The sequence below is a fragment of the Corallococcus sp. AB049A genome (assembly GCF_003668885.1).
In the GTDB taxonomy this organism is placed as follows: Bacteria; Myxococcota; Myxococcia; order Myxococcales; family Myxococcaceae; genus Corallococcus; species Corallococcus interemptor.
Genome location: NZ_RAWL01000288.1, coordinates 1 through 11,183 on the forward strand (window position 1 = coordinate 1; position 11,183 = coordinate 11,183).

An 11,183-nucleotide genomic window follows, 5' to 3' on the forward strand; every position below is an offset into this window, starting at 1 on the left:
GGGGGAGGGGGCTCGGCCCACACCGGCTCGCGGCGGTGTTTTCGTCCTGGGGCGCTCGAGGCTTAAAACCCCGGGAGGGCTTCCCGCGTTGATGGGGGACCGCCCGGAGGAGGCGCTGCATGCCGGTCCACCCATCCAGCTCCTCGGAGCCCTCGAGCAGCTTCCTCACGGACGTGTCCCGCTTCCTCGGGGCGTTCCGCTGGGCGTTCATGCCGCTGGGGTTGCTCGCGCTGGTCGCGGTGGGCGTGCACGCGGCGGCGGACACGCTGGATGACCGGCTGCTCACGGCGGTGGACCGGTTGGACTCCGCGTTCGATGCGTGGGTAGGCCAGTTCCCCGCGCTCGCGTCGATGGTGGATTGGGTCTCCCTGGAGACACGCACCCGGTTGGCTCGGGGACTGGCTCTGGTTTGGGAACTGGCGGCGGACCTGCTCCTGGCGCTGCCCACGCTGGGCTACCGCGAGACCGCTGCTGCCCAGCCCGTGGAGCGCTGGCGGCCGGTGACCGCCGCTGCTTCGGAGTCCTCTTCGTGGAGGGCGCTGCTGCGGCGCTGTCTGCGGCGGCCCACTCCGATGCGGTGGGTACGGCCCCTGGCCACGGCGGGCGTGGTGCTCGCGGGCGCTTGCACGGTGGCGCGGCTCGTCCAGGGCACGGTGTACCTGTCGTGGCGGCCCCTGTTCGGCGACGTCGCCTCGGACTGGGCGGCCCGGGGACTGGCGGTGGCGGCGCTGGGCGGTGTCAGCGTGTCGCTGGGGTGGCGCGCGGTGCTGCGCAACCTCCAGCACGCGGACGCGGCGTGTGAGGCGGTGGGCTCTCGGCGGGCGTGGACCCGGGGGCTGTTGGGGTGCCTCGTGGTGGCGCCCCTGGGGCTCGCGGCGGCCTGGGACGCGGCACCCGTGCTGTCCTTCTTTCGCTGAGGGCCCTGACGCATGTTCGCTCGCCGCGCTCGGGGACTGCTGGACTTCACCTTCGCGCTCTTGTGCGTGTGGTGCGCGTACCACCACACGCCCGCGGGCGCGCTGCTGCGGCGCGCGGGAGCCTGGGCCTTCCACACGCGCACCACCGCCCGGCCGCTGCTCGCGTACTACGACGGCGTGAGTGGGACCTCGGTGCCGGTTCCGGCCGCGCTGCCCGCCGCGCTGCTCACGCGGGTTCCCACGAGCGCGGAGGCGCTGGCGTGGGGGACGCACTCGGCGCTGATGGTCCTGGACGCGAAGGCCCGCGAGCCCGCGTTCGCGCTGGCGCGTGAGCTGGCCATCGCTCCGGAGGCGCTGGTGGATCCGGTGAAGGGCCCGGCGGCGACGCGGCGGCTGCTGGATTCGCTCGCGAAGGACTTCCCCTCGGAGGAGGCCCGGGTGACGGCGGTGTTCGCCGGGCGGGTGCCCGCGCGCTTCGCGCTGGAGCGGGTGGACGCCGAGGGTGGGGCGCTCAGCCTGGAGCGCCTGGCGAAGCAGCTGCCCCCGGGCTTCGAGGGCTCCTCCGTGGGCGCGGCGCAGGCGCTGGCCCTGTCCACGGCGTTGATGCTCGGGTGGCCGGTGTCGGAGAGCGCTCCGGTGACGAGTCCCTTCGGCATCCGCGTCCACCCCACGCTGCGTACGCGCCGGATGCACACCGGCGTGGACCTGGCGGTGCGCACGGGCACCACCGTGACGGCGGTGGCCGCGGGCGTGGTGCGCCGCTCGAGCGAGGACTCCGTCAACGGCCGCGTGCTGGTGCTGGACCACGGGCGGGGCGTGACGACGGCGTACTGTCACAACTCCGAGCTGCTGGTGAAGGCGGGCACGCGCGTGGAGAAGGGGCAGGCCATCGCGCTGTCGGGCAGCACCGGCCGCTCCACCGGGCCCCACCTGCACTACCAGCTGGAGCTGGCCGCTCGGCCGGTGGACCCGTTCGGCTTCCGCTCCGCCCTGCGCATGGCGGACGGCGCGACCGAGTTGTGAGGCCGCGTGCCACACGACCCGTGACGTCGGGGCCAGGAAGTAGAGGGGCGCCGGGGTGCGTGTTACGGCGGAGGGCATGGACCCCACGCTGACCGTCCCCGTGCGCCGGGTGCGCTCGCATCCGGACCCGCTGCCCCTGCCGCGCTACGAGACGGAGCTCGCCGCCGGGATGGACCTGCGGGCCGACATCGACGGGGAGCAGGTGCTCCAGCCGCTGGAGCGGATGGCGGTCCCCACGGGGCTGGCCTTCGCGCTCCCTCCGGGCTTCGAGGGGCAGGTGCGCCCCCGTTCGGGGCTGGCGCTGCGGCACGGGGTGACGTGCCTCAACTCCCCCGGGACGGTGGACGCGGACTACCGGGGGGAGGTGCAGGTGCTGCTCGTCAACCTGTCCAACACGCCCTTCACGCTGCGTCGGGGCGACCGGGTGGCCCAGCTGGTGGTGGCACCCGTGACGGCCACGGCCCTGCGCGAGGTGGAGGTGCTGGAGGTGACTTCCCGGGGTGACGGAGGTTTCGGGTCCACGGGGCGTTAGGGCCCATCAGGGCCCGGCGCGCAACGTCGTTCCTCAATGGCTCCGGAGCGGGCAGAATGGAGCCCCCCGGCCGTCCGCCGGGGAGGCCGCCCCCCCGCGGCCCTGTTCCGGAGTTTCACAGCTTTGCTCTGCTACCGCTGCGGCAGCCATGTCCCCGATACGAGTGAAACCTGCGCCACGTGTGGCCAGAAGTTCGACGCGGCCGCGCGTCAGGCGGTGGGGGCGGCGCGCCGGAAGGGAGCCGAGGGCGCGCCGTACAAGCCGGGCGACGTCGTCGCGGACCGCTACGCCATCCAGGAAGTCGTCGGCGCCGGGCCGCTGGGCTTCGTCTTCCGCGCGCAGGACCAGGCCATCGACGTGGAGGTGGCGCTGAAGGTCATCCAGCCCCGGCTGGTGCAGCAGCCCGAGGAGCGCACGCAGTTCGCGCTGTCCATGCGGGTGGGCAAGAAGCTCAACCACCCCAACCTGGTGCGCGTGTACGAGGAGGGCGTGGACGGGGACCGGCCCTTCTTCACGATGCAGCTGCTGGAAGGGCTCACGCTGCGCCGGATGATGGAGCAGCGCGCGGCGAAGGGGCAGCTGTTCTCGCTGAAGGAAGTGGAGCCGCTGCTGGCGCAGATGGCGGCGGCGCTGGACGGGGCGCACCGCTTCGGGCCGCACTCGGACGTGAAGCCGGAGAACGTCTTCGTCCTGCCGGACATGCTGAAGGTGTCGGACTACGGGCTGGGGCTCGCGGTGCCGCACCTGCCCTTCGTGCAGGCGCAGAAGGGCCACCGGGCGGCGGCGTACATCGCTCCCGAGTACGTGAATGGCGCGGAGCTGGACACGCGCATGGACGTGTACTCGCTGGGCGTGTTGATGGGCGAGATGGTGACGGGCCTGCTGCCGGAGGACGGCGGAGTGCCCGAGGTGTCGGTGCGGCATCCGGACCTGCCGCCCGCGTTCGAATCGCTCTACCGCCGCGCGCTCAACCAGAACCCGCTGGCCCGTCCGAAGTCCTGCGGTGAGCTGCACGCGGAGTTCGCGGCGCTGGTGCAGCGCCACCCGGCCGCTGCGTCGCGGCAGCGCGCGATGCCCGCATCGGGAGCGTTGCCTCCGTCCGCAGTGGCCGCGCGTGCGGCGAACAAGCCGCTGCCGCCGGTGCCCACGGGCATGCTGCCGGTGGCGAGCGCGCCCACGCCGGCCGCGCCCGTTCCCGTGGTGGAGGACGATCCGCCTCCGGATGCGACGCAGCCGCTGGACGCGGCGACGCTGGCGGCCATCCTGGGGTCGAACGCGCAGGCGCTGGACTACATCACGGGGCCGGAAGCGCGCTCCGTGTCCGACGCGGCGACGCAGCAGGAGATGCGCGCGGTGGCCCCTGCGGGCCGCAAGGGCGCGGAGCCGGCGTCGCAGGACCCGCGTGCCTTGGGACAGGGCTCCGAGGCGGCGACGCAGCAGGAGCCCCGTGTGGCCCAGGCCAAGGCCGCCGAGCCGGTGATGCGCATCTTCGCCAAGGCGGAGGAGCCGTCGTTCACGGCGGAGCCGCGGTCCTCGGCCCGTGGCGGAGGTGACGCCTCCAGCGATGGGCGCGCGAGCAGCCGTGGCGAGCTGTCGTCGGGCGGCGATGTCCGGTCCAACGGCCGGGGTGAAGCCGCCGTGGGCGAAGGGCGCTCCAGCCGTGGCGAGAGCAGCCGGGGTGAATCCTCCGGACGCGGTGAATCTTCGTCCACTGATGCGCGCGCCAGTGGGCGGGGCGAGTCCTCCAGCGACGGGCGCTCGAACGGGCGCGGTGAAGCCGCACTGAGCGAAGGGCGCTCCGGTCGCGGCGAGGCGTCCTCCGACGGTCGCTCCAGCAATCGCAACGCGGATGCATCCGCGACGGAGTCACGGTCCAGCCGGAGTTCCGACGACGACGAGCCCTCGGAGTCCCGTTCCTCCAGCCGTGGTGGCCGCTCCTCGCGAGCCTCCGGGGTGGCGGCGTCGGTGAACTCTCGCGGCGCGGAGCCGTCCGGTGCTCGCGCGCCTCGGGCTTCAGCGCCCCAGGGCGCGGTCCGCGGCTCCGGCGTCCAAGGTGAGAACTCCTCGGGCGGCCGCTCGCGCAAGGGCGAACCTCCTCCGGATGTGTCGGGTGTCCGCTCCTCGGCGCGCAGGCTGCCGCCGTCGGCCTCGGGCCTGCACACGCTCCCCACGACGCGCGCCACGCAGGCGAAGCCGGCCCGCTCCGGCCTCAGCTCGATGGCGTGGATGATCATCCTCGCGGTGGCGGGCGTCGTGCTGGGCGCGGGCGGTGGCTACCTCTACCTGCGCCTGCGTCAGGCCCAGGCCGCGAAGAACAGCCCCTCGCCCGCCACGACCGGTTCGGCCGCCGCGACGGGCGGCATCATGGCCTCGGACTCGTGTCCGGCCGGCATGAAGCTGGTGAGCGGGGGCAGCTTCAAGAAGGGCTCCTCTCCGGAGGACCTGCAGGCGTCCGGCTCCACCGACGAGATGCGCATGGACAGCGTCATGGTGGACTCGTTCTGCGTCGACGAACACGAGTTCCCCAACCAGCCGGGCCGCAAGCCTCGCGTCTCCGTGACGTGGCTCGACGCGAAGTCCTCGTGCGAAGCCATCGGCAAGCGGCTGTGCTCCGAGGACGAGTGGGAGAAGGCCTGCAAGGGCCCCGGCAACGCGCGCTTCTCCGCCGGCGACGAGCAGGCCCAGACGGCCTGCAACACCGGGACGACGGAAGGCGCCGCGCGCGCCCTGGCCCCCTCCGGTTCCTTCGCGTCGTGCCGCTCCGCCTATGGCGTCATGGACCTGTCCGGCAACGTCGCCGAGTGGACCGCCTCCAACTTCCCCGGCAGCGAGGAGCGGCTCATCAAGGGCGGCGCCTTCGACACGCCCGGCGACACCGCCCGGTGCTCCGCGCGCCGCCGGGGTGCCGCGTCGCTGAAGGTCGCGGACGTGGGCTTCCGCTGCTGCCAGAACGTGCTGCGATGACGCCCGCCCGGCCCCGCGTCGTGGCCGTGAAGTCCTCGAGCCTGGCGCCGGACGCCTCCTTCCTCGCCGGCTTCGCGTCCGAGGCCCGCGCGGACGTCACCGGGCTGACCCTGGAAGAGAGCCCCATGGAGGGCACGGCAGGGAAGGTCGGTGGCCTCTGGAGGGTTGCGGACAGGGCCGCGGGCAACGCTTGCGTCATCCAGGGTCTCGTTCAATCTCACCGTCGCGAAGAAGTCAGGTCCGTCCTGTGACGTCGCGCTGGAAGTGCTCCGGTTCGCGGCGCGCCGGGACTTTGCCGTGAAGGTCTACGAGTGATTCCACGCTACAGCCGTCCCGAAATGGCCTCCCTCTGGTCCGACGTCGCCCGCTACCGCCGCTGGCGCGACGTGGAGCTCGCCGCGCTGGAGGGCATGGTCGCGCAAGGCCTCGCCCCCAAGGAGGCGCTGGCGGACTGCACCGCCCGCGCCGGTGACTTCACGGAAGCGGACGCCGCGCGCATCGAGGAGATTGAACGCACCACCAAGCACGACGTCATCGCGTTCCTCACGTTCGTGGAGGAGCGCGTGGGCCCCAGCGCCCGCTGGCTGCACCTGGGCATGACGTCCTCGGACGTGCTGGACACGTCGCTGGGGCTCACCCTGCGCGACTCCCTGGACCTGCTCCTGAAGGGCATGGACCGCGTGATGGCCGCGGTGGAGAAGCGCGCCTTCGAGCACAAGCACACGCTGCAGATGGGCCGCAGCCACGGCATCCACGCGGAGCCCATCACCTTCGGGCACAAGCTGGCCATCTGGTACGACGAGCTGCGCCGGGGCCGCACGCGCCTTCAGCACGCGCGCGACACCATCGCCGTGGGGAAGATTTCCGGCGCGGTGGGCACGTTCGCGCACCTGCCGCCGTCGGTGGAGGAGCACGTCTGCCAGAAGCTGGGCCTCACGCCCGCGCCCGCCTCCAGCCAGGTGGTGCAGCGCGACCGGCACGCGGAGTTCTTCACCGCCATCGCCCTGGTGGGCGCGAGCCTGGAGAAGTTCGCCGTGGAAATCCGCCACCTCCAGCGCACGGAGGTGCGCGAGGCGGAGGAGCCCTTCACGCCGGGACAGAAGGGCTCCAGCGCCATGCCGCACAAGCGCAACCCCATCCTGTCGGAGAACCTCACGGGCCTCGCGCGCCTGTTGCGCGGCTACGCGGTGAGCGCCATGGAGGACGTGGCGCTGTGGCATGAGCGGGACATCTCGCACTCGTCCGTGGAGCGCGTGATTGGTCCGGACGCCACCATCCTGCTGGACTTCATGCTCCACCGCTTCGCGGGCCTGGTGGAGAACATGCGCGTCTACCCGGAGCAGATGAAGAAGAACCTGGAGCTGCTGGGCGGCGTGGTGAACTCGCAGCGCCTCTTGCTGGAGCTCGCGCGCAAGGGCATGGACCGGCAGGCCGCGTATGTCGTCGTCCAGCGCAACGCGATGAAGATGTTCGAGGAGGGCGTGGACTTCCGGCAGGCCCTGCTCAACGACGCGGACCTGCTCAAGATGATGACGCCCGAGGAGATTGCCGACTGCTTCTCCCCGGGCTACCACACGCGCCAGATGGACGCGGTGTTCCAGCGCGTCTTCGGCCGCGCCAGCTGAAGCGCGCGGCCTTCCAGCGGGCGGCAGGGCCTAGAGGTAGCCCTTCGCCCGCAGGTGCTCTTCGATGCGCGAGTGCACGTCGCCGGGCGTCAGCGCCAGCGACGTGCCGGTGATGCGCTCGTAGGCGGCCACGTACTTGGTGGCCAGGTCCACGCGCACGTCATCCGGGATGGCGGGCACGGCCCCATGGCCGGAGAAGTTCCGCTCGCGGATGAGCCACTGGCGGATGTTCTCCTTGTCCAACATCTTCTGGTCCTCGCCCTTGGCGAAGCGCGACTCGTACTCGTCCGCCACCCAGTAGCGGCTGGAGTCCGGGGTGTGCATCTCGTCGATGACGTACAGGTCGTCACCGACCTTGCCGAACTCGTACTTCGTATCCACCAGGATGAGGCCGCGCGTGCGCGCCCACTTCTGGCCCTCCTGGAACAGGCCCCGGGCGGCCTCCGTGATGCGGGCCCAGTCGCGCGGCGTGGCCAGCCCGCGGGACAGGATTTCCGCCTCGGAGATGGGCTCGTCGTGCTGGCCGTACTCCGCCTTGGTGGACGGCGTGAGGATGGGGGCTTCGAACGCGCTGTCCTTGCGCAGGCCCTCCGCGAAGGGGACGCCGTAGGCGGTGTGCGTGCCCTTCTGGTAGTCGCGCCACAGGCTGCCCGTGAGGTAGCCGCGCACCACCACCTCCACGGAGTAGGGCTGGCAGGCGCGCGCCACGGTGACGTTCGCGTCCGGCACGTCCAGCACGTGGTTGGGGACGATGTGCTTCGTGCGGTCGAACCAGAAGGCCGCCAGGCGGTTGAGCACCTCGCCCTTGAAGGGGATGGTGGTCAGCACGTGGTCGAACGCGGAGAGGCGGTCGCTCGTCACGAGGATGAGCGTGTCGCCCTTGCGGTACGTGTCGCGAACCTTGCCCTTGTAGGGCGTGCCGAGCGACGGCAGGTCCGTCTGGCGAAGCGTGTGGGTGAGTTGCGCGTGGAGGGCGGTGGTGTTCACGTCGGAAGCGCCTCGAGGCCCGAGCGGGGCCAGCTCATGAGGCGCGCGACTCTACTGGAGGCCCGCCGCCATGGAAGCAGGACCGTAGGCCGTTGCCAGATAGAGGAACGCCGGGTTGATCCGCAGGATGCCGTCCACGTAGGCGACCGCGTACGGCGCGCCCGCGGCCCGGTCCACCCGCACCGCGCCCTCCGGCTGGATGCCCCACAGCGCCAGGAGCGTGCGCGCCACCAGCTCCGCGGCCTCGCGCTCCGACAGGCCCTGCAGGCTCTCCCTGCGGTCTTCCGGCCAACGGTCACCCGTGCGCGCGTCGAAGACGAACTGGAGGCCGCTGCCCGCGTCCGGCGGCTGGAGCAGGTCCGCGCGGGGCTCGAAGCCCGGCGCCGCGACGAACTCGTTGCCCTGGATGATGGGGAAGAGCGCCACGCCCTGCGCGGACTGCCCGGCCTGGACTTCCGACTGGCGGGCAATCTCCCGGAAGAGCTCCAGGCGGACGGCCGGGGCCTCGAACTCCACCACCTCCGGCGAGCTGCTCAGCGCCTGCCGCGCCGTGAGCGAGGAGCGCACGGGCGCACCCGTGCCGTCGCACGCGGTGGTGAGCAGGGACAGCGACAGGAGCAGGCCAGGGACCCAGCGACGCATCAACGGGAATATACCGATCACGCGGACGCACCACCAGCTAAACTCCGGTGCATGCGTCCTGGCGCGGAGCTGACCGTCGTCCTTCATCAGACCCGTTCACCCGACAACCTGGGTGCTGTCTGCCGGGTCATGGCGAACTTCGGTTTTGAACGGCTCGTCGTCTCGGAACCCTTCGTCGAGGACTTCAGCCTGGCGGAGAAGATGGCCGTGAAGGGCGGCCACATCCTCGCGGGCATGCGCGTGGCACCCACCCTCCAGGAGGCCCTGGAGGACTGCGTGTACGTGGTGGGCACCACGTCTCGCACCCAGGTGGAGAAGCGCACCCCGCTGACGCCGGAGGACGCGGCGCGGCGGCTGGCGGAGGAGAGCACGCGGGGCAGGGTGGCGCTGTTGTTCGGCGGCGAGCAGCGCGGGCTGTCCGACGAGGACCTCACCCACTGCCAGGATCTGCTCGTCATCCCCACGTCGGACGTGCAGCCGTCCATGAACCTGGCGCAGTCCTCCGCGGTGCTCCTGTACCTCTGCCACCGGCAGGGGCTCACGTCAGCGCCCGCGCTGCCTCAGGAGGAGGAGGCCGGCGCGAGGCTGGGGACGCTCAACGCGCTGAGCGGGCGCATGCGCGCGGCGATGCTGGCGGCGGACTTCCTCAACCCGCAGGCGCCGGAGCACGTGCTGCATGAGCTGGAGCGGACGTTGATGCGTGCGCGGCTGACCCAGCGCGAGGCGGAGCTGTGGCTCAACGCCTTCAAGCACCTGGGCCGCGCGGTGGCGCCGGGGACCTCCCGCGGTTGAGGCGGGGGGCCGGCGCCACGCGGACCCGCGGGGCGACTTAAGCCGCCGCGTCCTTCTTGTAGGTCTCGGCGAAGTGCTTCTCGCACAGGCCGGCCTTGGGGCCCACCTTGGCGCGGCACTCCGGCTTGGAGCACACGCGGTAGCGCGTGTGGGGCAGCTCGCCCTGGCGCCACTTCTTGAAGTGGAAGAAGCAGTAGTTCTTGGCGCGGTAGGGGCGCTTGCAGCCCTCCACCGTGCAGGTCTTCTTGCCGCCGCCCTTGGCGGTGCGCGGCCAATGGGTGAGCTTCGTCGTCTGGGTGGCCTCGGCCATGGTACGGACTCTCCTGCGAAACGATGCTTGAGAAACCCGCGGCGTCACCTGTGGGTGGATCCGCCACGATGTGAAGGCGCACGGTGTATCGCCGGGTTTCGCGGAACGCAAGGAGGCTGGAAGCCCGCTTGGGCCCTGGAGGCCCCTTCCGTCAGGGGGCGCCCAGGCCCTCATCCGCCTTGGGAATACCTCCGGACCGGCTGGACTGGGTGCGCGGTACCGGGGAGAGCAGCTCCTCCAGGACGGAGCGGGCCCCGGCCGTCTGCTCGCCTGGCGTCCCACCCGAGGCCAGCGTGGACGGCGGTGACTCCACCAGGGGCAGGTCCTCCAGCTTCACCTTCAGGGTCATGGGGCGGCCCAGCCGACGCAGGTGGAGCCGGACGCGCTGACCCACGCCGCGCGCGGCCACCTGCCAGCGCAGCGTGTGCGCCCGCTCCACGGACAGCCGGTCCATGTTCAGGATGACGTCCCCGGTGCGCAGGCCCGCGCGGGCCGCCGGGCCGTCCTCCACCACGTCCGTCACCACCACGCCCTTCCCACGGGGGTTCAGGTTGAAGGCCTGCGCCACCTCCGGGGAGAAGTCCTGCACGCTGATGCCCATCCACCCCCGGCGCATGCGGCCGTGCGTCTTCAACTGCGGAATCACCGTCTTCGCGATGTCGATGGGGATGGCGAACCCGATGCCCTGGCCGGACACGTTGACGGCGTTGGCCACCGCCACCACGTCGCCGTGCAAATCCAGCACGGGCCCGCCGGAGTTGCCCGGGTTGATGGAGGCGTCCATCTGCAGGTAGTCGAAGTCGCCGTCGCGGCCGTTGGGCGTCACGTCCGTGCGGCCCACGTAGCTCACCACGCCCACCGTCACGGAGTGCGCCAGCCCGAACGGGTTGCCGATGACGACCACCCAGTCCGCGATGCCCACGTGGGACGCGGACGCGAGCTTGAGCACCGGCAGCTTCCGGGGCGCGTCCACCTTGAGGAGCGCGCAGTCCGTGCGCTCGTCCTCGCCCACGACGGTGGCGGGGAACTCCTCCACGTAGCCGTTGGCGCTGCGGATGGAGATGGTGACCTCCGAGGCCCCGTCCACCACGTGCGCGCTGGTGAGGATGTAGCCGTCCGGATGGATGATGAACCCGGAGCCGATGCCGCGCTGGGGCTCCTCGCCGGGGGCCACCTCCGCGAGGTCCTGACGCGTGGTGATGGACACCACGGCGGGCATGGCCTTGCGGGCCACTTCACTGATGTTCGAGTGCTGCCGGGAGATGGCGCGGTTCTGCGCCTCCATCCACAGCTTGTTGGGCGTCCGGGCCTCGGCGCTCGCCGCTGTTCCCAGCGCGCACGCCAGCATTGCCCCCGTGATGCCGCCCCCGAACCACTTCCAACCCATGGGC

Annotated in this window: 10 protein-coding genes; 6 read left to right on the plus strand and 4 right to left on the minus strand. The window is 71.8% G+C overall.

What is annotated here, in order from left to right; translation table 11 throughout:
• Positions 1–119: 119 nt before the first annotated feature.
• From D7X55_RS26580 to purB, 5 genes are all read left to right on the plus strand, one after another.
• A complete protein-coding gene (locus tag D7X55_RS26580) occupies positions 120–917 on the plus strand; it encodes a hypothetical protein (RefSeq protein WP_121724525.1) in 798 nt (265 codons plus the stop codon).
• 12 nt (positions 918–929) lie between these two features.
• The gene (locus D7X55_RS26585; protein WP_120549641.1) at positions 930–1,940 is read left to right on the plus strand and encodes a M23 family metallopeptidase; all 1,011 of its coding nucleotides are present in this window, start codon (positions 930–932) and stop codon (positions 1,938–1,940) included.
• A gap of 76 nt (positions 1,941–2,016) precedes the next feature.
• Positions 2,017–2,472: a dUTP diphosphatase gene (dut, locus tag D7X55_RS26590; RefSeq protein ID WP_120549640.1), complete on the plus strand. Its 456-nt coding sequence runs from the start codon at positions 2,017–2,019 to the stop codon at positions 2,470–2,472.
• A gap of 123 nt (positions 2,473–2,595) precedes the next feature.
• A complete protein-coding gene (locus D7X55_RS26595; RefSeq protein ID WP_120549639.1) occupies positions 2,596–5,436 on the plus strand; it encodes a protein kinase domain-containing protein in 2,841 nt (946 codons plus the stop codon).
• A 311-nt stretch (positions 5,437–5,747) separates the two neighbouring features.
• Entirely contained in the window at positions 5,748–7,061 is a 1,314-nt protein-coding gene (gene purB, locus D7X55_RS26605) for an adenylosuccinate lyase (RefSeq protein ID WP_121724526.1), read from the plus strand.
• A 30-nt stretch (positions 7,062–7,091) separates the two neighbouring features.
• Here purB and D7X55_RS26610 read toward each other — a convergent pair whose 3' ends face one another.
• Both D7X55_RS26610 and D7X55_RS26615 read right to left on the minus strand, forming a co-directional pair.
• Positions 7,092–8,048, minus strand: coding sequence for a phosphoribosylaminoimidazolesuccinocarboxamide synthase (locus tag D7X55_RS26610; RefSeq protein ID WP_120549637.1), 957 nt, complete (start codon positions 8,046–8,048; stop codon positions 7,092–7,094).
• A 51-nt stretch (positions 8,049–8,099) separates the two neighbouring features.
• Positions 8,100–8,690 (minus strand): hypothetical protein, encoded by a 591-nt coding sequence (locus D7X55_RS26615; protein ID WP_121724527.1) that lies wholly within the window; start codon positions 8,688–8,690, stop codon positions 8,100–8,102.
• Positions 8,691–8,741: 51 nt separating this feature from the next.
• Here D7X55_RS26615 and D7X55_RS26620 point away from each other — a divergent pair, with 51 nt between their 5' ends.
• Complete coding sequence (locus D7X55_RS26620; RefSeq protein WP_120549635.1) at positions 8,742–9,482, plus strand: RNA methyltransferase; 741 nt, start codon at positions 8,742–8,744, stop codon at positions 9,480–9,482.
• A 37-nt stretch (positions 9,483–9,519) separates the two neighbouring features.
• Here D7X55_RS26620 and D7X55_RS26625 read toward each other — a convergent pair whose 3' ends face one another.
• Together D7X55_RS26625 and D7X55_RS26630 are read right to left on the minus strand one after the other, a co-directional pair.
• The gene (locus tag D7X55_RS26625) at positions 9,520–9,792 is read right to left on the minus strand and encodes a vegetative protein (RefSeq protein ID WP_120549634.1); all 273 of its coding nucleotides are present in this window, start codon (positions 9,790–9,792) and stop codon (positions 9,520–9,522) included.
• Positions 9,793–9,943: 151 nt separating this feature from the next.
• The gene (locus tag D7X55_RS26630; RefSeq protein ID WP_121724528.1) at positions 9,944–11,179 is read right to left on the minus strand and encodes a S1C family serine protease; all 1,236 of its coding nucleotides are present in this window, start codon (positions 11,177–11,179) and stop codon (positions 9,944–9,946) included.
• Between the last annotated feature and the right edge of the window lie 4 nt (positions 11,180–11,183).

Coding starts and splice junctions, on each gene's coding strand:
- D7X55_RS26625 (WP_120549634.1), bottom strand. CDS start 9,792: ATGGCCGAGGCCACCCAGACGACGAAGCTCACCCATTGGCCGCGCACC.
- D7X55_RS26630 (WP_121724528.1), bottom strand. CDS start 11,179: ATGGGTTGGAAGTGGTTCGGGGGCGGCATCACGGGGGCAATGCTGGCG.
- D7X55_RS26585 (WP_120549641.1), top strand. CDS start 930: ATGTTCGCTCGCCGCGCTCGGGGACTGCTGGACTTCACCTTCGCGCTC.
- D7X55_RS26615 (WP_121724527.1), bottom strand. CDS start 8,690: ATGCGTCGCTGGGTCCCTGGCCTGCTCCTGTCGCTGTCCCTGCTCACC.
- D7X55_RS26620 (WP_120549635.1), top strand. CDS start 8,742: ATGCGTCCTGGCGCGGAGCTGACCGTCGTCCTTCATCAGACCCGTTCA.
- dut (WP_120549640.1), top strand. CDS start 2,017: ATGGACCCCACGCTGACCGTCCCCGTGCGCCGGGTGCGCTCGCATCCG.
- D7X55_RS26580 (WP_121724525.1), top strand. CDS start 120: ATGCCGGTCCACCCATCCAGCTCCTCGGAGCCCTCGAGCAGCTTCCTC.